This is a genomic window from Micromonospora globbae (assembly GCF_036184225.1).
GTDB lineage: Bacteria > Actinomycetota > Actinomycetes > Mycobacteriales > Micromonosporaceae > Micromonospora > Micromonospora globbae.
The window spans coordinates 3308731-3332154 of sequence record NZ_CP108084.1 but is presented as its reverse complement, the minus strand read 5'-3'; the positions used below and the strand labels follow the sequence as shown (position 1 = coordinate 3332154).

The following is a 23424-nucleotide window of genomic DNA, read 5'->3' as shown; positions in this document are numbered from 1 at the left end:
GATGGACACGGGGTGGGGACGGACGCGCCGTCAACCGGGTGCGAGGACGCGGACGGCGGCGACCACGTCGGCGGGGTCGATGCCGGCGAGGCAGGGGTGGCCGGGGACGGGGCAGGTGGCGGCGCGGGTGTCGCGGCAGGGGGCGGTGGGGTCGCCGAGGCGGACGGTGGGGACGCGGTAGGGGGCCCACTGGCCGAACGGGACGGTGGGGGCGAAGAGGCTCACCACGGGGGTGCCGACGGCGGCGGCCAGGTGGGCGGGCCCCGTGTTGCCCACCACCAGGCACCGCGCCCGGGTGAGCACCCGGGCCAGCCCGGCGAGGTTGAACCGGCCGCCCAGGTCGACGCCGCCCGCGGCGGCCACCCGGGCGGTCAACTCCCGCTCGTCACGCCCGCCGGTGACGAGCACCCGGTGCCCCGCCGAGGCCAGCGCCGCGACGATCTCGGCGTACCGCGGGGCCGGTGCGGCCCGCGCGGGCACCGAGGCGCCCGGATGCACCACCACGTACCCCTCCGGGCCGGTCACCGCCGTCTCGTCCGGCCGGGGTGCGAGCGCGTCGGGGCGCAGGCGGAGGGTGGGTTGGTCCTCGGGTGCCAGGCCGTAGCCGGCGGCGGCGGCCAGGGACAGGGCGCGTTCGGGTTCGGGGACGCCGGGTGGGACGCGGTGGCGCAGGTCCAGCAGGCTGCCCGGGTAGTCGTCGCTGATCGCCGCGACCCGCGGCACACCCGCCATGCGCAGCAGCAACGCCATCGGCAACGGCGACTGATGGAACGAGGTGAAGATGACCGCCTCGTCCGCACCCACCGCCGCCAACCGCCCGACGAGGCCGCGCATCTCAACCGGATCCACAGGCGCCGGAACAGGATCGATCCACGGCAACGGATGCTCGATCACCTCATCCACACCCGGCAACAGATCAGCCGCCGCCCGCCCCCGCGGACCACACACCAACACCACCCGATCCGCACCCGCCGCGACCGCCCGGACCGCCGGACCCGTCACCAACACATCCCCCACCGAATCCGCACGCACCACCACCACCGTGCCCCGCCCACCACCCGACACCGGCCACGGCGCCACCGCAGCCGGCGTCACCGCCGCCTGCCGCCGCAAAATCTCCTCCACCGCCGCAGGCAGATCCACCGCCGTCCACGCAGCGGCCGCCACCTCCTCCGCCCGCGTCACCGCCGTCGGCACCAACACCCCCGCCGCACCCGCCGCCGCAGCCGCCACGACATCCCGACCGATGTCACCCACCACCACACACCGGGCCGGCACCGTCCCCAAATCCGCCGCCGCCGCCCACACCAACCCCGGCGCCGGCTTACGACACCCACACCCATCCGCATCCTCGTGCGGACACACCCGCCACGTACCGAACGGCCCCAACAACTGCTCAACCCGCGCATGCACCGCCGCCATCTGCGACCCGCTGAACAAACCCCGCGCCACACCCGACTGGTTCGTCACCACCCCCAGCCGCAACCCCGCCGCCCGCAACCGATCCAACGCCGCCCGCACCCCCGGCAACGGCCGCACCTTCTCCGGATCACCGTTGAACGGCACGTCCTCCACCAACGTCCCGTCCCGATCCAGCAACACCGCGTCGAACAGCGTCACGCCGTCACCCCCGGGCGTACGCCCCGGCTGCGCCACCAGCCGCGGAGCCAGTGGGTGACCGCCAGCGGGGGGATCAGCGCGCTGGTCACGAGCATGGTGGTGACCTCGTCGGCGCGGCGCGGGCCGGGCGCGATGCGGGCCCGGGCGAACTCGGCGGTGCCGGCCGCCCAGGCCAGGGCCGCGACGCCGGTCGCGACGCCGAGCGCCCCGCGCGACGCGGCGTGCCGTGGCGGCCGGGCGTGCAGCGCCACGCCCACCAGGGCCAGGACGCCGGCCGTGGTGACGGCGGCGTGCCGGTGCCGCCGCCCGGGCGGCAGCCCGAGGTCGCTGCGCCAGCGCGGCCCGTAGAGCCGGCGCAGCAGCGCGTCGTCGGCGTTGCCGCGCTGGGTCCGCAGGCTGATCCACCGGCTCTCCGGGCGTACCGGATGGGTCACCACCCGCCGCCCGCGGACCAGTCTCCAACCCGCGGACCGCACCCGGTGCGCCAGCTCGGCGTCCTCCCGGTAGGCGCGCGGGAAGCGCTCGTCGAAGCCGCCGACGGCGGCGAGGGCGTCGCGGCGGTAGGCCATGTCGGCGGTGATCCACTCGCCCTCGGTCAGGCCGGCGGTGGCCCGCTCCCAGTCGGTCGGCCGGCGGTGCGCCGGCAGCGGCACCCGCACGGCGCCCTGCACGCCGCCCACCCGGTCGCCGACGGCCAGGTCCGCGACCAGCCGCCGGGCCCAGTCGCCGGCCGGCACCACGTCGTCGTCGAGGAAGACCACCCAGGGGCCCCGGGCGGCGCGCCACCCGGCGTTGCGGGCCGCTGCCGGGCCCGCGCCGCGCCCGGTCAGCACCTTGGTGTACGCGGCCAGCGTCCCCGGCACCGCCAGCTCCCCGGCGTCCCCGCGCCGGTCGTCGACCAGCAGCACCTCCACGCCCGGCAGGTCGTCGAGCTGACCGGCGAGCGCGTCGAGCAGCACCGCGAGGCTGGGCCGCCCGACGGTCGGGACCACGATGCTGATCACCGGCCACCGCCCAGCGCGCCCCGGCGCACGGCGAACGGCCCGAGCGCCAGCAGCTCCACGGGCGCCGAGCCGAACAGCTCCATGGCCTCCCGAGGGGTGTCCACCATCGGACGGCCGGCGGTGTTCAGCGAGGTGTTCACGACGACCGGGAGGCCGGTCAACCGCTCGAACTCGGCCAGCAGCTCGGCCACGAGCGGCTCGGTGTCGGGCGAGACCGTCTGCACCCGGGCGGTGCAGTCGACGTGGGTGACCGCGGGGATGCGGTCCCGCCACTCGGGCCGCACCCGGTGCACGAACAGCATGTAGGGGCTGGGCAGCTGCCCCTCGAAGATGTCGGCGGCCCGCTCGGCGCGGACCATCGGGGCGATCGGGCGGAACTGCTCGCGGCCCTTGACGTCGTTCATCCGGGCGGTCGTCGCCGGGTCGCCCGGGTGGGCGAGCAGCGACCGGTGACCGAGGGCGCGCGGGCCGTACTCGCTGCGCCCCTGATACCAGGCGACGATCCCGTTGTCGGCGAGCACCCGGGCCGCCTCGGCGGCGATCGACGCGGGCCGCGTGTACGGCAGCGCCGCCCGGCGCAGCTCCGCCTCCAGTTCCTCGTCGGACCAGCCGCGGCCGAGGTCGGCGCCGGGCATCGGGACGGACCGGTCCCCGAGGGCGCCGGCGACGTGCAGCGCGGCGCCGAGCGCCGTGCCCGCGTCACCGGCGGCCGGCTGCACCCACACCCGCTCGTACGGGCCCTCCGCGGCGACCCGGGCGTTGGCCACGCAGTTGAGCGCCACCCCGCCGGCCATGGCCAGGGTGGACGCGCCCCCGGACGCGTCGTGCAGCCAGCGGGCGAGGTCGAGGATGACCTCCTCGAGCCGCGTCTGCACGCTCGCGGCCAGGTCGGCGTGGTCCTCGGTCATCTCGCCGTCGGGTTCGCGCGGCTTGGTGAGGCTCGCCCACTCGACGCGGTCGACGGTGAACCCGCCGTCGTCGGTGACCCGGACCAGGTCGCGCAGCAGCCCGAGGTGCCGGGGCCGTCCGTACGAGGCCAGCGCCATCACCTTGTACTCGTCGCTGGAGTGCAGGAAACCGAGGTGCCGGGTGAGGTCCTCGTAGAGGAGGCCGAGCGAGTGCGGAAGCTCCTGCGTCCGCAGGGACCGCAGCTCGCCGCCGTCGTACCGGCCGGCGAGGTGACTGGCCACCTCGCCGCGCCCGTCGAGGACGAGCACGGCCGTGTCGTCGCCGGCGGTCGGCGCGGCGAGCCCGGCGGACGCGGCGTGCGCGACGTGGTGCGGGACGAACCGCACCTTGGCGGGGTCGAGTCCGGGCAGCGCGGCGGCGAGGAACTGGGGCGCGCGCGTGGCGTACTCGACGCGCAGCCAGTCCCACGGGTCGGCCAGCCCCAGGCTCTCCTGGTCCCGGCAGAGCGCGGGGTCGAAGGAGTACGCGACGGCGTCGAGTTCGTCGACGCCGATGCCCGCGCTGGCCAGGCACCAGGCGGCGGACAGCTCCGGCAGCTCCCAGGCGGAGAAGGGGACCGGACGCTTGCCGTGCTTGCGGCGGCTGAACCGCTCTTCTTCGGCGGCGGCCACCACCCGTCCGTCGACCACCAGGGCGGCCGCCGGGTCGTGAAAGATCGCGTTGATTCCGAGGACCCGCATGCAGGTCCCCTACCCTCGACTTCTCCGCCTAACCTCTAGATCATCGACTTCTCCCTCGACGGTCGTCGAAAGTGGAGAGATGTGACCGTACGTCATCGGAAGATCGCTGTCCGAGATCGAATTCCGGTGCCCGGCGACCGGCGCCGGTGCGGTCAGCCGGCGGGGGACGGCGCGAGGCCGGCGGCCCGCGCGGGGGAGAGGCCCCGGCCGTCCGTCACGTTGGCCACGAACGCCTCCGCGCCCAGCGCCGCCCGGACGCAAGCCCGGATCCGCTCCACCTCGTCCCGTTCCGTTGCGCTGGGCGGCAGGCCCGCCTCCGCGCGCAGCGCCTCGGCCGCCCCGAGCAGCCGCGCCGCCTCGGCGTACGCCCCGTCCAGCGCCGCGGCGCCGGCGAGCCCCTCCAACGCGTACGCCTGGTCGCGCACGGCGTCCTGCTCGCCGGCGACGGTGAGCGCCTGCCGGTGCAGCGACCGGGCCCGCCCGGCGTCGCCCCGGTGCTCGGCGATGAACCCGAGCTCGACCAGGACCATCGACACGTGCAGCGCGTGGCCGCCGTCCGGGCCGGCGGTGCGCAGCAGGGGGCGCAGCCGCTCCTCGGCGAGGTCCAGCCGGCCCTCCCGGCGGGCGGCGAAGCCGAGCACCAGGTCGGCGAAGACCTCGACCCCGTACAGGCCCTGCTCGCCGGCGAGCCGCACGGCCCGCTCGCCGAACTCGCGGGCACGCGACGGGTCGCCCTGTTCGAGGGCGAGCCACCCCAGCCAGCAGAGCCGGCCGCAGGCGTCCGACCAGAGCCCCATCTCCTCGGCGATCCGCAGCCCCTCGCTGTGCCGCCGGACCGCCTCGGCGTAGTCGCCGGTCAGCTCGGCCAGCGCGCCGAGCCACTCGCCGGCCTGGAGCTGCCCCCAGGCGTCGCCGAGGCGCGCGAAGAGTTCGGCGCTGCACCGCGCGGCCTCGTCGAGCCCGGCCAGGTCGCCGCGCACGTGGGCCAACTTCGCCCGTACCGTCAGCGCCGCCGCGACCCCCCACGTGTCACCGGCGGTCTCGAAGTCGCGTAGCGCCTGCCCGATCAGCTCGTCGACGACGTCGCCCTCGCCGAGGTCGGTGGCGCCCATCGCCAGGAACCAGTGTGCCCGGCCGCGCCGGGACGGCGGCGTCACGCCGGCCAGGTCACGCAGCACGGCCGCCCGGTCGGCCGGCCAGCCGTCGCCGCGCAGCATCGCCAGCCCGGCGCGCCAGGCCCGGGCGCTGGCCACCAGGGACGGTGCCGTCGCGCCGGGAAGCGCCAGCGCGTCGTCCAGGGCGCGGCGTGCCTCGCCGAGCCGGCCGCGCAGGAAGCGGTACCAGGCGAGCGCGTCGGCGAGGCGGAGCGCGAGGTCCGCGGAACCGGTGCGGACCGCGGTGTCGGCGGCGGCGCGGAGGTTGGCGGCCTCGGCGTCCAACCGGCGCAGCCATTCCCGCTGCGCCGGCCCGTGCAGCCGGGTCGCCGCCGCCTCGGCGAACTCGGTGTACCAGCGCACGTGCCGTTCGCGTACCAGGTCGGTCTCGCCGGCCTCGGCCAGCCGGTCGGCGCAGTACGCGGCCACCGACTCCAGCAGCCGGTAGCGCGGCGGGTCGACGCGGTCGTCCAGCCGGACCAGGGAGCGGTCCACGAGACGGGCCAGCACCTCGAAGACGTCCTCGCCGGCCAGTTCGCGGTCGGCGCAGACCGCCTCGGCGGCCGCGAGGGTGTACCCGTCGACGTGCACCGCGAGGCGGCGCAGCACCGTGCGTTCCCCGTCGTCGAGCAGCTGCCAGCTCCAGTCGATCATCGCGGTGAGGGTGCGCTGGCGCGGCGGGGCTCCCCGGTGGCCGGTGGCCAGGAGCCGGAACCGGTCGTCGAGGCGGTCCACCAGCCCCTGCACGCCGAGCGCGCGGACCCGGGTGGCGGCCAGCTCCAGCGCCAACGGGATGCCGTCGAGCCGGCGGCAGAGCAGCGCCACCGCCGCGGCGTTCCCGCCGTCCAGGGTGAACCCGCGGGACGCGGCGGACGCCCGGGCCACGAAGAGCCGCACCGCCCCGAAGGCGCCCAGCCGGCCGGGATCGGTGGCGGCCGTCGGGTCCGGCACCTCCAGCGGCGGCACCTCCCACACCACCTCGCCGGACAGCCCCAGCGGCTCCCGGCTCGTCGCGAGGATCCGCAGGTGCGGGGCGACCGACAGCAGGTGCGCGCTCAGCTCGGCGGCGGCGTCCACGACGTGCTCGCAGTTGTCGAGCACCAGCAGCAGCCGCCGGCCGGCCAGCGCGGCGGCCAGCCGGTCGGCGAGCGGTACGGGCGGTCCGCCGGTCGTGTCGTCGCGGATCTGGAGCACCGCACCGATCCGCTCCGCGAGCGGCGGCTCCGGGCCACGCGCCACACCGGCGAGCTCGACGAGCCACACGCCGTCGGGGAAGTCGTCGCCCAGCCGACGCGCGGTCTCCAGGGCCAGGCGGGTCTTGCCGACCCCGCCCGCGCCCGTCAGGGTGACGAGCCGGTTGTCCGACACCGCCGCACGGACGTCGTCGAGGGCCTCGTCGCGTCCGACCAGGTCGGTCAACGCGACCGGGAGATTGCCCGCCAGCCGCCGCGCCCCGGGCCCGTTCGTCGCGGTGTCGCTGCGCGCTTCCCCGTTCGTCGCGGTCTGCGCGGCTTCGGCCGGCGCGGTCTCGGTGCGCGTGGCTTCGGCCGGCGCGGTCGCGGTTTGCGTGGCTTCGGCCGGCGCGGTCCCGCCCTGCGTGGCCCGGTCCGTCGCGTTCTCGGTGTGCGCGCTCGCGGTGTGCGCGGTCGCGGTCGCTACGGTGACCGTCGCCGCGGCCGGTGGAGCCGCCACCGTCAGTGCCGGGTCCTGCGTCAGGATCGCGCGGTGCAGGGCGACGAGTTCCGGGCCCGGGTCCAGCCCCAGCTCCTCGGCCAGCCGCGCGCGCAGGTCGGCGTAGCTCGCGAGGGCCTCGGACTGGCGTCCCGCCCGGTAGAGCGCCCGCACCTGCGCCGCCCGGAGCCGTTCCCGCAGCGGGTGGCGGGCCACGAGGTCCGCCAGTTCGCCGACCACGCCGGCGTGCTCGCCGAGGTCGAGGCGGGCCTCCACGTACTGTTCGAGGGCCACGAGGCGCTGCTCGGCCAGGCGGACGGCCACGGGGCGGACGAACTCCTCGTCGGCGAAGTCGGCGAACGGCTCGCCGCGCCACAGCCGCAGTGCCTCCGCGAGCAACTCGGCGCGGGGGCGCGGATCCGAGGTCACCGCGGCCCGCTCGGCCAGGTCGGTGAAGCGGATGGCGTCGAGCGCGCCGGGGCCGACCCGCAGCAGGTAGCCCGGCGGCCGGGAGACGAGCAGGTCCCGTCCGCCCGGCTCCGCCTCCTCGAACGCGCGGCGCAGCTGGGAGACCCGCACCTGGAGGGCGGCTGCCGGGTTCGCGGGGGCGGCGTCGCCCCACAGGTCCGCCACGAGGCGGTCGGTGGAGACGGCGGTGCCGTGGTGGGCGAGCAGGTCGGCGAGGAGGGTCCGCACCTTGAGCCCCGGCACCCGTACCGGCGTCCCGTCGTCGGTGGTGACCGCCACCGGGCCCAGCACCGCGAACCGCACGCGCCCACCTTACGGGCCGGGACGGCATCCCGGGGGGACGTCGTAAGCCGACCTGAAGCCGTCCGTAAGCAGCGCCCGGCACGCTGAGTCCCGTCAGGAGGTCCGGCACGGCGGAGGTCGCGATGGCGGAGAACGGCACGCTGCGGATGGTGGTGATCGTCGGCAGCACGCGGGCCGGACGGTTCGGCCCCACCGTGGCGGAGTGGTTCGTCGGCCGGGCCCGGCGGCGTCCCGAGTGGGACGTCGACCTCGTCGACCTGGCACGGGCCGGGCTGCCGGAGACCCTTCCGGACCTCGACGACGAGCTGCCCCGGCCGGTGCGGGCCCTGGCGCCCCGACTGGCCGCCGCCGACGCGTTCGTGCTGGTCACCCCGGAGTACAACCGGGGCTTCCCGGCGCCGCTGAAGACGGCCATCGACTGGTACCACGACCAGTGGTGCGCCAAGCCGGTGACCGTGGTCAGCTACGGCCGCGAGTCCGGCGGCCGGTACGCGACCGAACAGCTCCGCCAGGTGCTGACCGAGGTGCACGCGGTGACCATCCGGGACACCGTGGTGCTGCCCTGCTACTGGGACGAGTTCGCGGCCGACGGCGGCTGGCCCCGCCCCGCGTCGGAGTGCGTCGCCGCCGCGGACAGCGTCCTCGACCGGCTCTCCTGGTGGGCGTACGCGCTGCGGGAGGCGCGCGCCCGCCGCCCCTACCGACCCTGAGACCTGGAAGGAACCGACATGACCGCCACGACGACCGGGTACGCGCCCGTCAACGGCCTGGAGATGTACTACGAGATCCACGGGGAGGGCAAGCCGCTGCTGCTCGTGCACGGCGCGCTCTCCAACATCGAGACCGACTTCGGGGCGATCCTGCCGCTGCTCGCCCGGACCCGCCAGGTGATCGCCGTCGAGGCCCAGGCGCACGGTCGTACCGCCGACATCGACCGTCCGCTGCGGGTCGAGCAGCTCGCGGAGGACTGCGCCGCGCTGCTGCGCCACCTCGGGCTGGAGAAGGTGGACGTGCTCGGCTACAGCATGGGCGCCGCGGCCGCGTTGCGGCTCGGCGTCGACCACCCCGACCTGGTCGACCGGCTGGTGCTGCTCTCGATCGCCACGAAGATCTCCGGCATGCACCCCGGGCTGCTGGACGGCATCGCCCTGCTCCAGCCCGAGCACCTGCACGGCTCGCCGTTCCACACGGACTACCTGCGCCTCGCGCCGCGTCCGGAGGACTTCCCGATCCTGGTGGAGCGGGTCAAGGACATGGACCAGAACCTGCCGGAGGTGCCGGACGAGGCGGTCGCCGCGCTGGCGTCGCCGACGCTCGTCATGATCGGCGACTCCGACATCATCCGTCCGGAGCACGCGGTGGAGGTGTTCCGCCTGCTGGGCGGTGGGGTGGCCGGCGACAACGTCGGGCTGCCCCGGTGCCAGCTCGCCGTCCTGCCCGGCACCACCCACGTCACCCTGGTGCACCGCGCCGAGTGGGTGGCGGGCATGGCGGAGAGCTTCCTCACCACCGAGGTGCCGGCGACGGCGTGACGACGGGCGCGGGGCCCCGCCGGACCGGCGGGGCCCCGCGTCGTCAGGAGACGGTGACCGACCCGTCGGCGGCGCGGACGCACGAGACGGCGCGCGCCGCCGTGGCGGCCGCCCCGGTGAGGCACCGACCGAGCACCTGGTGCCCCGCCGCGTTCGGGTGCCACGACTCCTGGCAGGTCTGGAAGTACGTGGCGCAGGTGTTGGCGATCCGCTGGATGGCGATCTTGTCCTTGCCGGAGAGGCTCGTCACGAAGACCCCGTTCGGCGGGTCGTCCTGGAGCCTGATCGGGGTGGCCAACGCGCCGGTCGGGCTGGCCGCCGACTCGCACAGCCGCGCGCCGTCGAACGCGCGCTGCACGTTGAGGTAGACCAGATCGGCGCCGGGGAACTCGGCGGCGAGCGTGTCCCGCGTGGACTTCACGAGCGTGCCGAGGCCCTGCGAGAAGTGGTGGCCGGGCAGCAGGCTGGCCCGGTGGATGGGGCACCCCGCGGCGTACCGCTCGGCGCCGAGCGCGCGGAACTTGTCCCGGGTGTCGTCCCGGCCGTCCTCGGAGTGGAAGTTCGGGTGCAGGTCGACGGGCAGCGGGTTGGTGTAGTCCTGGAGCACGACCCGGTGCTGCCCGTCGGCGTCGACCTCGTCGAGGGTGGCCAGCAGCTGGCGTACGGCCGCGACCGTCTCGGCGGTCGCCGCGGCGAACTGCGCCGAGGTGGCAAGGTCGGCGTCGCTGCACGGGTCCTGCGGCACCGGGCCGTTGAGGTACGCCCAGAACTCCCACCAGCCGGTCCAGGCGTCGGCGATGAACCGGTTGGCGCACTTCTCCGCCACGTCGCCGAAGGTGAACGAGCTGTTGTTGGAGCCGAGACCGACCAGGACGAGGTCGATGTCGTGCGTGCGGGCCACCGTGCGGAGCTGGTCGAGCTGGGCCGCGACCTGCCGGCCCTTGGCGCGTGCCGCGGATGCCGTCGCGATGTCGTGCGGCTGCCCGCCGGAGCAGGCCAGGTTGAACCGGGCCTGGATGCCGGGGAGGTCGGCCCGGTGCAGCGACGCGTTGGCCGAGCGGTGACAGAAGTACGCGTTGCTGTTCGGCGCCGTCCAACCTGGGAAGCCCTGCGCGACGCCGTTGACGTCGACCACCGGCGTGTACGCGCCGGCGCCCTCGCCGCTGATGAAGCTGTCACCGAGGGCCACCGCGGCGGTGGGCAGCGCGGCCGAGGCGGGAGCCGGCAGCGCGACGGCGGTCGACAGCGCGGCCGTGGTGACGGCGAGCGCCGCGACCAGGGCGGTACGACGGAATCTGGACATGCGTCCCCCATCTGCCCATCGAAATGTGAAAGATCCTCTGCGGTGGATCAGACCACTCCGATGTGACACCCGTCAATGCCTCGCGTCTGGGACGGGGTCGGGGCCCCGGCGGGCGGGTCAGGCGGGGCGGTGGAACTCCGCGCGCCAGCGCAGGATCCCGGTGTCGCGCAGATCCTCCACCCGCACCGGTGTGAGGCCCGAGCGGCCGAAGGCGTCGATCTCCCCGCGCGTCAGCGGCCAGGGCGGTGCGGCGGGCGGGTCCTCCTCGTCCTCCCGTCCGGCGGCGATGACCAGCAGCGTGCCACCCGGGGCCACCGGCTCGCCGACCGCGCCGAACGCGGCCTCGCGCACCCGCGGCGGCAGGGCCTGCACGTTCATGCTCTCCAGCACCAGGTCGAAGCCGCGCCGCCAGTCGGCGGGCGGGTCGAGCAGGTCCGCGGTCACGTACGTGACGGGCGAGCCCGGATGCCGCTCCCGCGCCACCCGTACGGCGGTGGGGGAGATGTCGAAGGCCGTGGTGGCGAAGCCCAGCCGGCCCAGGTACTCGGCGTCGCGGCCGTAGCCGCAGCCCACGACCAGGGCGCGGCGGCCGGCCTCGGACAGCTCGCGTGCCGTGGCCCACTCGACGAGCAGGCCGTGCGGGGACTCCCGGTCCCAGGGGACGGTCGAGTCCCCCCGCTCGGCCTCCGTGTAGAGCCGTTCGAACCAGCCGGTCGGATCGCCCGCGGCCAGCGCCTCGGCCGACAGCCGCGCCGTCGCCTCCTGGTCCTGCACGTGCCCTCCCGGCTCGCCGGCGCCCGGGGGCGGGCGCGACCGCCGGCCAGCGTAGCGCCGGCCGACCATCCCCGCGGTCCCGCGCCGCCTCCCCGCCCTTCCCACGCCGCCTCCCCGCCCTTCCCACGCCGCCTCCCCGCCCTTCCCGCGCCGCCTCCCCGCCCTTCCCGCGCCGCCTCCCCGCCCTTCCCGCGCCGCCTCCCCGCCCTTCCCACGCTGATCATGACGTTGGCGGGCCTGAACCGGACATTTCGCCCCGCCAACGTCATGATCACCGGGAGTCGGGGGGTGGGGGTGGGGGCGGGAGGGGGCGGGAGGGGGCCGGTGGAATCTGGCGGTGGGGGTTGGTGTTGGACGGGCGGGGTCGCGTACCGCCGACCGCCTGCGCACACACCCGCGGCCGCCTCGTCGCGCGGCGGGTCGCGCGGGGTTGTCGGGGCATCCGGCTAGGCTCGCTGCGGCGCGCCGCGCCGGCATGACCCGCCGGCGAGCGGCACCACACCGCCGAGACCTGGGAGTACGACCCGTTGACCGCAGAGCCTGAGACCCTGTACGGGGCCGACGACCTCACGCACCTCGAGGGGCTGGACGCCGTCCGCAAGCGGCCCGGCATGTACATCGGCTCCACCGACAGCCGTGGCGTGGGTCACCTCGTCAACGAGATCCTCGACAACGCGACCGACGAGGGTGTGGCCGGTCACGCCACCCGGGTCGTGGTGACGCTGCACGCCGACGGCTCGGTGGAGGTCGACGACGACGGCCGCGGCATCCCCACCGACGTGCACGCGCGTTCCGGCCTCTCCGGCGTCGAGCTGGTGCTGACCCGCCTGCACGCCGGCGGCAAGTTCGGCGGCTCGGGTTACAAGACGTCCGGCGGCCTGCACGGTGTGGGCGCCTCCGCGGTCAACGCGCTCTCCCGCCGGTTCGACGTGACCGTGCGCCGCGACGGGAAGATCCACGCCATGTCGTTCCGCCACGGCGTACCGGGCATCTTCGACGGCGACGGGCCGGACGCCCCGTTCACCCCGGGGCCCGGCCTGCAGGTGGTCGGGGCGATGAAGCGCCGCCAGCCCACCGGCACCCTCATCCGCTGGTGGCACGACCCGCGCTACTTCGAGACGGGCGCCGCGCTCGACGTCGAGTCCGTCCGGATGAAGATGCGCAACACGGCGTTCCTGGTGCCCGGCGTCACCTACCTGCTGCGCGACCTGACCGGCGCCGAGCCGGTGGAGGAGACCTTCCACTTCCCCAACGGGCTCACCGACATGGTCGAGTTCCTGGCCCCGGCCGGCGACCGTCCGGTGTCGGGCACGCTGCTGGTCACCGGCGAGGGGACGTACCGGGAGAACGCGGCCGACGCCAACGGCGTCATGCAGTCCAACGTGCAGCGCCGCGCGGAGGTCGAGATCGCCTTCCGGTGGGGCACCGGCTACGAGCGCACTGTCGAGTGCTTCACCAACACCATCCGCAACGCGCACGGCGGCACCCACCGCAAGGGCTTCGAGCGGGGCCTCGCCCGCACCCTGGCCGAGGCCGCCCGCAACACCCGCGGGCTGCTCAGGGCCAAGGAGGACGCGCCCACCCTGGACGACGTCCTGGAGGGTATGACGGCCGTGGTGCACGTGCGCATCCCCGAGCCGCAGTTCACCTCCCAGACCAAGGACGAACTCTCCACGGCCGGCATCACGAAGGTGGTGCAGCAGTTGGTGGAGCAGCACCTGAAGTCCTGGCTGGAGGACCGGAAGACGCGCGCCGAGGCGCGCACGGTGCTCCAGAAGATCGTCGACGCCGCGCGCGTACGGCTCACCCAGAAGCAGCAGAAGGACGCCGCCCGCCGCAAGACGGCGCTGGAGGGCGCGTCGATGCCCGCGAAGCTGGTCGACTGCCGGGCCACCGGCATCGAGCGCAGCGAGTTGTTCATCGTGGAGGGTGACAGCGCGCTCGGCACGAGCCGGATGGCCCGCTCCTCGGAGTACCAGGCGCTGCTGCCGATCCGCGGCAAGATCCTCAACGTGCAGAAGGCGAACCTCCAGCAGGTGCTGGACAACGCCGAGTGCGCGGCGATCGTGCAGGTGCTGGGCGCCGGCTCGGGGCGTACGTTCGACCTGTCCGCGATGCGGTACGGCCGCGTACTCATCATGGCCGACGCCGACGTCGACGGCGCCCACATCCGGACGCTGCTGATCACGCTCTTCGCCCGGTACATGCGGCCGCTCATCGAGGCCGGCCGCCTGTACGCGGCGATGCCGCCACTCCACAAGATCACCACGAAGGGCCGCAACCCGGAGACGATCTACACGTACACGCAGGCCGAGATGGAGGCGACGGTCCGCAGGCTGGAGAAGGCCGGCAAGCAGATCGTGACGCCCGTCCCGCGCTTCAAGGGCCTCGGCGAGATGGACGCCGACGAGCTCTGGGAGACGACCATGAACCCGGCCACCCGGGCGGTGCGGCGCATCACGCTCGACGACGTCGACGCCGCCGAGCGGATCCTCGACCTGCTGATGGGCGAGAAGGTCGAGCCGCGCCGCAACTGGCTGATCGAGTCCGCCGACCGGGTCGACCGCGAGGCGATCGACGCATGAGCCGCCGGCGGGACGGCATGAGCACCGGGTCCACCCGAGGGGAACACTGAGCATGGCACGCCGCAAGGAAACGAAGGTCGACCTGTCCGCGTTCGACCGGGCCGGCGCGCGGGTCTTCGACAACCCGCTGGTCACCGAGGTGTCGGACTCCTACCTGGAGTACGCCTTCTCGGTCATCCACTCCCGCGCCCTGCCCGACGCTCGCGACGGCCTGAAGCCGGTGCACCGGCGCATCCTCTGGTCGATGTACGAGCAGGGGCACCGCCCCGACCGGGGGCACGTGAAGTCCGCCCGGATCGTCGGCGACGTGATGGGTAAGTACCACCCGCACGGCGACGCGCCCATCTACGACGCCATGGTGCGGCTGGCGCAGGACTTCTCGCTCAACGTGCCGCTCGTGGACGGTCACGGCAACTTCGGCAGCCCCGACGACGGGCCGGCGGCGGCGCGCTACACCGAGGCGCGCATGTCCCGCGAGGCGATGCTGCTCGTCGGCGAGCTGGGCGAGGACACCGTCGACCTCGAGCCGAACTACGACGGTTCGCTGACGCAGCCGACGGTGCTCCCGGCCGCGTTCCCCAACCTGCTCGTCAACGGCGCGTCCGGGATCGCCGTCGGCATGGCCACCAACATGATCCCGCACAACCTCGCCGAGGTCGTGCAGGCCGCCCGCTGGCTCATCAACCACCCGGACGCCTCGCTGGACAAGCTCATGGAGTTCGTCCCGGGCCCCGACCTGCCCACCGGCGGCCTGCTGCTCGGCCTCGACGAGGTGCGCCGGGCGTACGAGAGCGGGCGGGGCGTCGTCCGCATGCGCGCCAAGGTGGAGATCGGCCCGCTCCAGGGCAGCCGTGGCCGGCAGGCGATCACGGTGGTCGAGCTGCCGTACGGCGTGGGCGCGGAGAAGGTCATTGCGGCGATCACGCACGAGGTGACCAAGACCAAGCGGCTCACCGGCATCGCCGACGTCAAGGACCTCTCCGACCGCGAGAACGGCACCCGGCTGGTGGTCGAGTGCAAGGTGGGGGTCAACCCGCAGGCGCTCCTGGCCGACCTCTACCGGCTCACGCCGCTGGAGCAGTCCTTCGGCATCAACAACCTCGTGCTGGTCGACGGGCAGCCGCGGACGCTGGGGCTGAAGGAGCTGCTCGAGGTCTTCCTGGCCCACCGCTACGAGGTCGTGACCCGGCGCAGCTCCTACCGCCGCCGCAAACGGGAGGAGCGGCTGCACCTCGTCGACGGCCTGCTGATCGCACTGCTCGACATCGACAAGGTGGTCAAGCTGATCCGCGGCAGCGAGGACGCGCAGTCGGCCAAGGAAGGGCTGATGCGCCGGTTCAAGCTCTCCGAGATCCAGGCGACCTACATCCTCGACACCCCGCTGCGGCGGCTCACCAAGTACGACCGGCTCGAACTGGAGGCCGAGCAGGAGAAGCTGCGGGCCGAGATCGCCGACCTGTCGCGCATCCTGGACGACCCGAAGGTGCTCCGGAAGCTGGTCTCGGACGAGCTGGCCGCCGTGGTGAAGCAGTTCGGCGCCCCGCGCCGTACGACCCTGGTCGACGGCGACCTCAAGGAGGTGCTCGCGGCGTCCGCCCCGGCGGGCCCGCTGGAGGTGGCCGACGACCCCTGCCAGGTCATCCTCTCCGCGACCGGGCTGGTGGCCCGCACGGCGGCGGAGTCCGAGGAGGCCGCCGAGGGGCGCCGCCGCAACGGCCGCGTGAAGCACGACGTCGTCCGCGCCGTCGTGCCCTCCACGGCGCGGGGCCGGGTGCTGCTCGTGACCAGTGCCGGCCGTGCCTTCAAGATCGACGTGCTGCCGTTGCCGGTGCTGCCCGAGCAGTCCGGCACGGTCTCGCTGCGTGGCGGGATGTCCGCCGCCGAACTGGTGCCCCTGGAGGCGGGGGAGACCGTGGTGGGCCTCGCGCCGCTCGGCCCGGCCGGGGAGGGCTCTCCGGGGCTCGCGCTCGGCACCCGGCAGGGCGTGGTGAAGGTCTGCGCGCCGGAGTGGCCGGTCCGCGCCGACGAGTTCGAGGTCATCAGCCTCCGCGACGGTGACGAGGTGGTCGGGGCGACGTGGCTGACCGACGGCGCGGAGACGCTCGCGTTCGTCACCTCCGAGGCGTCCCTGCTGCGCTTCCCGGCCAAGCTGGTCCGCCCGCAGGGCCTTCGGGGCGGCGGCATGGCCGGGATCAACCTGCCCGACCCGGCCCAGGTGGTCTTCTTCGGCGCGGTGCGCACCGACGACCCGTCGCACGGGGAGCCGATGGTGGTCACGTCGACGGGGGCCACTGTCAAGGTGACGCCGTTCGCGGCGTACCCGGCGAAGGGCCGCGCGACGGGCGGCGTGCGGGCGCAGCGCTTCCTCAAGGGCGAGACCGACGTGGTGGTCGCCTGGATCGGGCCGCGCCCGGTCGGCTCGACGGCGAACGGCGAGCCGGTCGAACTGCCCGCCGCGGACCCGCGCCGGGACGGCTCCGGCTTCGCCGTGATGCTCGGCCCGACCGTGGTGGGCCACCTGATCGAACGCGACTGACCCACCCCCGGCCCCCCGGCCCCGCGCCGGTCAGGGTTCGCCCCGGTGATCATGAAGTTGTTGCCCCGACACGCCGTGCCGACGGGCGACAACTTCATGATCGACGCAGAGAGCGGACCCGGGGGCCGACCCCCGGGGCCTGACCGGTGGGGTCAGAGCTCGGGTTCGGGGGTGGTGCGGGGGCCGGGGGTGGTTCCGCGCAGGCGGGCGATCAGGCGCATGCCGTGGTAGATCACCAGGGCGGCGCCGGTGCCGAGGGCGATGCCGTTGAAGGAGAGGTCGCCGGCCGTCAGGGTGTAGTTCGCCGCGCCGACGATCACCGCCACGGCGGCGGTCATCAGGTTCACCGGGTCGTGGAAGTCCACCCGGTTCTCGATCCAGATGCGGGCGCCGAGGATGGCGATGAGCCCGTAGAGGGCGGTGGTCGCGCCGCCCAGCACGCCGGCGGGCACGGTGAGGATCAGCGCCCCGAACTTCGGGCAGAGCCCGAGCAGCACGGCGGCCAGGCCCGCCACCCAGTACGCGGCCGTCGAGTAGACCCGGGTCGCCGCCATCACGCCGATGTTCTCCGCGTACGTCGTGGTGCCCGAGCCGCCGCCGGAGCCGGCGAGGACGGTGGCGAGACCGTCGCCCAGGAAGGCCCGGCCCATGTCCCGGTCGAGGTTGCGGCCGGTCATGGCAGCGACCGCCTTCACGTGCCCGGCGTTCTCCGCGATCAGCACGAGGATCACCGGGATGACCAGCACGACGGCCCGCAGGCTGAAGCTCGGCGCGTGGAAGTCGGGCAGCCCGATCCAGGCGGCCTCGCGCAGGCCCGTGACGGCCGCCGGGTCCAGGTCGCCGAGCAGCGCGGCCAGCAGCCAACCGACCAGCACGCCCAGCAGGATGGAGAGCCGGGCCAGGAAGCCCCGGAAGGCGACGGTGGCGAGCAGGATCGCCGCGAGCGTGACCACGGCGATCAGCGGTTGGGCCTTCACCCCGGTGCCGGCGCCGCCGCCGTCCCAGGCCACCGGCGCGAGGTTGAGGCCGATCAGCGCGACGATCGCGCCGGTGACGACCGGCGGCATCAGCGCGTCGATCCAGCGGGCGCCGACGAGCTGCACCACGAGACCGACGACCGCGAGCGCCGCGCCGGCGACGACGATGCCGCCGAGGGCCGGGCCGATGTCCCCGCCGGCCTTCGCGGCCAGCACGGGCGCGATGAAGGCGAACGACGATCCGAGGTACGACGGCAGCCGGTTGCCCGTGATGAGCAGGAACAGCAGGGTGCCCAGCCCGGAGAAGAAGAGCGTGGTGGCCGGCGGGAAACCGGTGATGAGCGGCACCGTGAAGGTGGCGCCGAACATCGCCACCACGTGCTGCACGCCGATGCCGAGCGTCCGCGGCCAGGACAGCCGCTCGTCGGGGTGCACGACGTCACCCGGGCGGACGGAGCGCCCGTCGCCGTGCAGGGACCAGGGGGACCGGCGGGAACGCGGCTCGGTGGGGGTCTGGGTCATGGCACGCCCTTCGCGTCGGGAGGGATGGCGGGGGCGGTGACGACCCTGGACGTTGTTTCTAGCACGGCCGCGTCGGCCGGGTGTGCGCCTACCCACCCCGCGTCCAGGCCGCGGCGCGTGCCGTACGGCCAGGGCCGCGGGGGAGGGCCGGTCAGGCCACGTCGACGGGGCGGAACTGCACGCTGACCCGGGGGCCGACGGGACGCGCGGTCTTCGGGACGGCGTGTTCCCAGGTGCGCTGGCAGGAACCGCCCATCACGACGAGGTCGCCGTGCCCGAGCGGGAACCGCAGGCTCGTGCCACCGCCGCGGGGGCGCAGCAACAGTGGCCTCGGCGCGCCGAACGAGACGATCGCGACCATGGTGTCGCTGTGCGCCGAGCGGCCGATGGTGTCGCCGTGCCACGCCACGCTGTCGCGTCCCGTGCGGTAGAGGCACATGCCGGCGGTGACGAACGGCTCGCCCAGCTCGTCGGCGTAGTGGCGGCTCAACGCCGCCCGCGCCGCGGTGAGCACGGGGTGCGGCAGCTCGCGGTCGCCGTCGTACCAGCAGAGGAGGCGGGGCACATCGACGTCGGCGTCGTACATCCGGCGGCGCTCGGCCCGCCAGGGCACCTCCCGCAGCAGCGTGTCGAGCACCTGGTCGGAGCCGCGCACCCACCCGGGCAGGTGGTCGACCCAGGCGCCCCGGCTGAGGCGGTGCCGGCGCAGCCGGCCCGCCATCGGCCCGAGGGTCGGCGCGGCGTCGGTCAGGTCGAGCATCGACGGCTGGTACGCGGCCTGCGTCATGGAGCCCACCCTAGCAGGGCGTTCGTACATCCGTACGACCCCGACGTCCGGGGCGGTGGCCGTCGACCCGGACGGGTCAGCGGTTCAGGATGCTCCGCACCCGGCCGCCGACCGCCCGCCGCACCCGGGTCCGCAGCCGGACCTCCTGCTGGGCCTCCAGCTTGGCGCGCAGTTCGTTGCTGTGGTCGCGCAGCCACCGCACCCGGGCCAGCAGCTCCTCCTTGTCGGCTGCGGCGGCCGGACGGACGGGCGGCGGGAAGGTGGTCGCCCGGACCTGCTCGTCGAAGCGGGTCGCGCTGTCCCCGTCGGCGAAGGAGTGCCCCAGGTCGTGCTTGGCGAGGAAGGCCAGCATCGTCTCGAACCGGGCCTTGTGCCCGTTGTTCAGCGCCGTGTAGTCCGCCTCCTCGTAGAGGTCGGCGGCGTCGACGTCGGCGGGGACGTCCGGCATGACCCGGTGCGGGATGTCGAAGTACCGGGCCAGTTCGAGAGTGCGCGAGTCGTGCGCGAAGAGGTAGCCGGGGGTGCCGGCGAGCAGGGCCGTGATCGTGCCGTGGATGCGGGTGCCGAAGTTGAAGTCGAAGCCCGAGAGGTAGTCCATCCAGGTCCACGGGTCCACGAACATCCGCACCTTGTCCTCCACGAAGAGGGGGTGCGAGCTGTAGATCGGGATCGGGCTCGTCTTGCCGCGGTCGGCCGGCGCGTCGCCGTACAGCAGGGTGCCGAGGGTCTTGTGGTCCTGGGGGAGGTACCGCAGGTTCGGGTACTTCCGGTGGTGCGTGGCTACCACCGACGCCATCGACTTCACGTACGGCGAGATGGTCATCGCGACCCGGTCGTGCGGCTCCAGGGCCGCCTTGCGCTTCTCCACCCGCAGGCTGTCGCCGTGCAGGAACATCGACGGGCAGCCGATGACGTCGACGGCGGAGAAGCCGAGCGTACGCAGGTAGTCGGCGGTGATCTCGCCCCGCACGCCGATCGTGTGCGAGCGGTCGAGCACCGCCTTGACGAACCGCTTCACGACGTCGTCGATGGGGCGCAGGTACTCCCGGTCACCGTGGATGTTGGTCTGGACGCCCACCCCGAGCACGACGACGGGGATCTTGAGCCGCTCGATGAGCCGGGCCATGGTGGCGACCCGGTGCGCGTAGCTGCGCCGGAACGCGTTGGCCAGCGGGATGACGTACACGTCGTACTGCTCGTTGATGCGGTCGGCGTCGCGCAGGTCGACGCGGAACTCGGTGGAGGTGATCTCGGCTGTCGAGGTCCGCAGAAGCTTGTGCGCGGCGTGGCTGAACACCAGGTTGCCGCTGTTCTCGCCGATCCAGTTGCGCTCGAAGGTCTCCTCCGGCGAGTACACGTCGAAGGGGCCCTTCTTGGCCCGCATGAGGATCCGCTGATGCATCGGGCTCCACCTCTCGTCGTCCCCGACGGCCTTACCGGCCGGTGACCGTCGGCGCCGGATCCGGCGCAGGCGTGGTCGTCACCTCCGGGCCCCGCGATAGTAGGTCACCGCCGGGCCCTGCCACACCCGCGCGTCGGCATCGTGCGACCGGCCACCCGGTATCCGCCGCCCGGCCGGGTAGGGTGCCCGAACGAGCGGTATGGACCCGATCGTTCCGTGCGGGTCGTACCGCCCGGCGGGTTCGCCGGGGAGGAGACGGATCGTGCGGGTGACGCGGCGGACGCGCGCAGCGGACATGACGGGTGCGGGCACCGTCGCCCCGCCGGGCGGCGCGGGCGCGCCCGCCGACCGGCTGCCGTCGCTCACCGGGCTGCGCTGGGTGGCGGCGCTGCTGGTCTTCGGTTTCCACGCCGCGACCATGCGGATCATCGCGGAGCCCGACGTCCAGGGCGCCGTGGGCAAGGTCTTCGCCCTCGGCCTGTCCGGGGTGCAGTTCTTCTTCATCCTCAGCGGCTTCGTGCTGGTCTGGTCCGCCCGGCCCGGGCAGTCGCGGCGGGCCTTCTGGCGGCGCCGGTTCGCCAAGATCTACCCGAACCACCTGGTCCTCTGGGCGCTGGCGGTGCTGGCGGCGCTGTGGTTCGCCGACCCGGTGCCGATCGGCGTCGCGGTCGAGAACCTTCTCCTGCTCCAGGCGTGGGACCCCCGCTCCGGCCACTTCTACAGCATCAACACGGTGAGCTGGTCGCTCTCCTGCGAGTTCTTCTTCTACCTCTGCCTGCCGTTCGCGCTTCCGTTCGTGCGGCGGGCGCGGCCCTGGCTGCTCTGGGCCGTCGTCGTCGCCGTGCCGCTGGTGATCCTGGCGCTGTGGCCCGGTCAGGCGCTGGTGCCGGAGGAGCACCGCTGGTGGTTCACCCAGGTCTTCCCGCTGGTGCGGTCGGTCGAGTTCTGGATGGGTGTGGCCGCCGCGGAACTGATGCGCCGCGGCCGGTGGCGCGGGCCGCGGCTGCCGCTGGCGACCGTCCTGTTCGGCCTCACCTGGGTGGCCGCCGCGGGGTGGATCCGCGCCGAACTGTGGGCCGCGCTGCTGTCGGCCGCGTACCTCCTGGTCATCACGGCGGCGGCGGACGCCGACGTACGCGGGCTGCGCTCGCCGTGGCGGTCCCGCCCGCTGGTCTGGCTCGGTGAGGTCTCGTTCGCGTTCTACCTGGTCCACGTCCTCGTCATCACCACCGTGCTGCGGCTGACAGGCGACTGGGGCGTCGGGCTGCCGGGCTGGTGGGGACCGGTGGCGGTGCTCGGCTTCCTCCTGGTGAACCTCGGGCTGGCCGCGTTGCTGCACCGGTACGTCGAGACGCCGATGATGCGCCTGCTCGGCCCGCGTCGGACGGGCCGGGCCGACAGCGCCCGCCGCGCCGTCGCCGCCGGCGCCCGCCGGGACGCGACCCCGGGTGCGCCCGGTGTCCCAGGGCCGCGGCCGGGCGCCACCCCCACCGACGACCGTCCCGTGTACGCCGACACGCGCTGAGACCGTCCACGCTGGTGGGACCGCCCGGCGTGGCGGGGACGACACGCCCGCCGTCGATGCGTTCGGCGGGACGGGGCGGTAGCGTTGTCACGTGCTTCCCGTCGCGTTCGCCTGTCCCCTGTGGTGGGTCGCGCGATGGGCTTCCCGGCTGCTGGCCAGCCTGGCGGTCGCCGGGGCGCTGACCCTCGGCGCCGTGGCGCCGGCCGCGGCCGCGTCCGAGCCGCCGCGCCCGTCCGGGCTTCCGGCGTCGTCCGAGTCGGTGCGCGTGTCGGTGGCCGACGGGGCGGTCACCGTCGCCCTGCGCGGGCCGGGCGTCGACGCACCGGTGCCGACCACCCTGCACGGGCTGCCCGCCGCGGCCGTCGGCGCGGCATCCGCACCGGACGTGGAGGGCGCGCCCCCCGTCGTGCCGGGGGCCACCGCGGGTGTGGGCACCGACCACTGGTCGTACCTCGCCGCGCGCCCGGCCGACAGCGTGGCGCCGGGGCCGGTCGCGCTGGCGGGCGCCGCCGCGGCCGCCGACGCCCGGATGCCACGCTCGGCCGCCACCCCGGCCCGGGCGTCCCGGGCCCCGCCGGGCGCCTGACTCCGCGGCGGGCACCCGTCCCGCCACCCGCGCCCACCCGTCCTTCACCCGTACGCACCGCCCGCTGACCCTGCCCGACCAGGCACGCGTGTCCCGGCGGTCGTGCGGCGTCCCCCATCGCATCCGCTGTCCGTGAGGTGCCGACATGGAGAAGACCGTCCTCTACCAGTTCCTCACCGAGGTTCCCCAGGCCGCCGCCATCTGGTCCGGGCTGCTGGTGCTGGCCATGACCGTGCTCACCGTGCTGGTCGCCCGACCCGAGCGCGACCGGCCGGAGGACGACCCCGGTGGTGACCCGACCCGCCCGAGCGAGCGGGACCTCGCCGCGGCCGAGGCGGCCGACCTGCGCCGGTACGCCGAGGAGGTGGCGGTCGCCGCCACCCGCGCCGCGGAGACCGCCCGCCGGCGGCGCGCCGAGTGGGTGGCCGCCCACACCGACCTGGAACGGGCCTGGGCCGCGTACGATGCGGCGGAGACGGCCGCCCGCCGGTTCGCGGGCGCGGGGGCGCTGCCCACGCCCCGGACGCCGCGTACGCCGGCCGAGTACGCCGCCCGCGAGCGGTACCTGCACCGTGCCGCCACGGCGGCGCACTGGCGCGGTGACCTGACCCTGGCGCAGCTCGGCGACGTGTTCGGCCACCGCAACGGCTGGGACCCCCGCCGGCATCCGGTCGAGCAGGAGGTGCGGCTGGCCCGGTTCGTCCGCGACGAGCGGTTGGCCGACTACCGGGCCGCCGGGGAGCGGGAACGCTCCGCGTGGCGGGACGCTGAACTGGCCGCCGAGGCCGCCCGCGCCCTGGCCGCCGAGGCGTACGCGGCGGCGGCCCGACTCCGGACCGCCCGCGTGCCGGCGGCCCGGGCGGTCACGACGGCCACCGCCCGGCCCGCCACGGCCCGCTGGCGCCCGGCCCGGGCCGGCTGACCCGTCGGCGCCCATCCCAGAGGCCCGGCCGGCCGAGCACCCCAGCGGGCCCTGGCCCGTCGAACACCTCGCGGGCCCTGGCCCGTCGAACACCCGGCGGCCGG

At 74.8% G+C, this 23424-nt stretch carries 16 protein-coding genes; 7 read left to right on the top strand and 9 right to left on the bottom strand.

Annotated elements, in window-relative coordinates:
- Positions 1-30: 30 nt before the first annotated feature.
- The 4 genes from OG994_RS14695 to OG994_RS14680 all read right to left on the bottom strand — a co-directional run bounded on the left by OG994_RS14695 (position 31) and on the right by OG994_RS14680 (position 7869).
- Positions 31-1656 (bottom strand): HAD-IIIA family hydrolase, encoded by a 1626-nt coding sequence (locus OG994_RS14695; RefSeq protein WP_407942587.1) that lies wholly within the window; start codon positions 1654-1656, stop codon positions 31-33.
- A complete protein-coding gene (locus OG994_RS14690; RefSeq protein ID WP_328853573.1) occupies positions 1617-2624 on the bottom strand; it encodes a glycosyltransferase family 2 protein in 1008 nt (335 codons plus the stop codon). The genes OG994_RS14695 and OG994_RS14690 overlap by 40 nt, the downstream gene beginning before the upstream one ends.
- Entirely contained in the window at positions 2621-4273 is a 1653-nt protein-coding gene (locus OG994_RS14685) for a carbamoyltransferase family protein (protein WP_328853572.1), read from the bottom strand. Before OG994_RS14685 ends, OG994_RS14690 begins: the two co-directional genes overlap by 4 nt.
- A 152-nt stretch (positions 4274-4425) precedes the next feature.
- A complete protein-coding gene (locus tag OG994_RS14680; RefSeq protein WP_328853571.1) occupies positions 4426-7869 on the bottom strand; it encodes an AfsR/SARP family transcriptional regulator in 3444 nt (1147 codons plus the stop codon).
- A 122-nt stretch (positions 7870-7991) separates the two neighbouring features.
- Between OG994_RS14680 and OG994_RS14675 the strand changes: the two genes are divergently transcribed.
- Positions 7992-8579 (top strand): NADPH-dependent FMN reductase, encoded by a 588-nt coding sequence (locus OG994_RS14675; protein WP_120332166.1) that lies wholly within the window; start codon positions 7992-7994, stop codon positions 8577-8579.
- 18 nt (positions 8580-8597) lie between these two features.
- Positions 8598-9401 (top strand): alpha/beta fold hydrolase, encoded by an 804-nt coding sequence (locus OG994_RS14670; RefSeq protein ID WP_120332165.1) that lies wholly within the window; start codon positions 8598-8600, stop codon positions 9399-9401.
- 43 nt (positions 9402-9444) lie between these two features.
- On the opposite strand, the gene OG994_RS14665 is transcribed toward OG994_RS14670, so the two are convergent.
- The gene (locus OG994_RS14665) at positions 9445-10704 is read right to left on the bottom strand and encodes an SGNH/GDSL hydrolase family protein (protein ID WP_328853570.1); all 1260 of its coding nucleotides are present in this window, start codon (positions 10702-10704) and stop codon (positions 9445-9447) included.
- Between the two features lie 117 nt (positions 10705-10821).
- Positions 10822-11478 (bottom strand): class I SAM-dependent methyltransferase, encoded by a 657-nt coding sequence (locus OG994_RS14660; RefSeq protein WP_328853569.1) that lies wholly within the window; start codon positions 11476-11478, stop codon positions 10822-10824.
- A gap of 527 nt (positions 11479-12005) precedes the next feature.
- On the opposite strand from OG994_RS14660, the gene OG994_RS14655 reads away from it, so the two are divergent.
- Both OG994_RS14655 and OG994_RS14650 read left to right on the top strand, forming a co-directional pair.
- Positions 12006-14063, top strand: coding sequence for a DNA gyrase/topoisomerase IV subunit B (locus tag OG994_RS14655; RefSeq protein WP_120332162.1), 2058 nt, complete (start codon positions 12006-12008; stop codon positions 14061-14063).
- 52 nt (positions 14064-14115) lie between these two features.
- A complete protein-coding gene (locus tag OG994_RS14650; RefSeq protein ID WP_120332161.1) occupies positions 14116-16599 on the top strand; it encodes a DNA gyrase/topoisomerase IV subunit A in 2484 nt (827 codons plus the stop codon).
- Positions 16600-16751: 152 nt separating this feature from the next.
- Here the strand turns inward: OG994_RS14650 and OG994_RS14645 are convergent, their stop codons facing one another.
- The 3 genes from OG994_RS14645 to OG994_RS14635 form a co-directional block, all read right to left on the bottom strand.
- A complete protein-coding gene (locus OG994_RS14645; RefSeq protein WP_120328889.1) occupies positions 16752-18098 on the bottom strand; it encodes a uracil-xanthine permease family protein in 1347 nt (448 codons plus the stop codon).
- A 151-nt stretch (positions 18099-18249) separates the two neighbouring features.
- The gene (locus OG994_RS14640) at positions 18250-18885 is read right to left on the bottom strand and encodes an alpha-ketoglutarate-dependent dioxygenase AlkB (protein WP_328853568.1); all 636 of its coding nucleotides are present in this window, start codon (positions 18883-18885) and stop codon (positions 18250-18252) included.
- 76 nt (positions 18886-18961) lie between these two features.
- Positions 18962-20287, bottom strand: coding sequence for a polysaccharide pyruvyl transferase family protein (locus OG994_RS14635; RefSeq protein WP_328853567.1), 1326 nt, complete (start codon positions 20285-20287; stop codon positions 18962-18964).
- A gap of 295 nt (positions 20288-20582) precedes the next feature.
- Between OG994_RS14635 and OG994_RS14630 the strand changes: the two genes are divergently transcribed.
- The 3 genes from OG994_RS14630 to OG994_RS14620 all read left to right on the top strand — a co-directional run bounded on the left by OG994_RS14630 (position 20583) and on the right by OG994_RS14620 (position 23320).
- The gene (locus tag OG994_RS14630; RefSeq protein ID WP_328853566.1) at positions 20583-21812 is read left to right on the top strand and encodes an acyltransferase family protein; all 1230 of its coding nucleotides are present in this window, start codon (positions 20583-20585) and stop codon (positions 21810-21812) included.
- A gap of 91 nt (positions 21813-21903) precedes the next feature.
- A complete protein-coding gene (locus tag OG994_RS14625) occupies positions 21904-22398 on the top strand; it encodes a hypothetical protein (protein WP_328853565.1) in 495 nt (164 codons plus the stop codon).
- A 145-nt stretch (positions 22399-22543) separates the two neighbouring features.
- The gene (locus tag OG994_RS14620; RefSeq protein WP_120328872.1) at positions 22544-23320 is read left to right on the top strand and encodes a hypothetical protein; all 777 of its coding nucleotides are present in this window, start codon (positions 22544-22546) and stop codon (positions 23318-23320) included.
- The last annotated feature ends 104 nt before the right edge of the window (positions 23321-23424 follow it).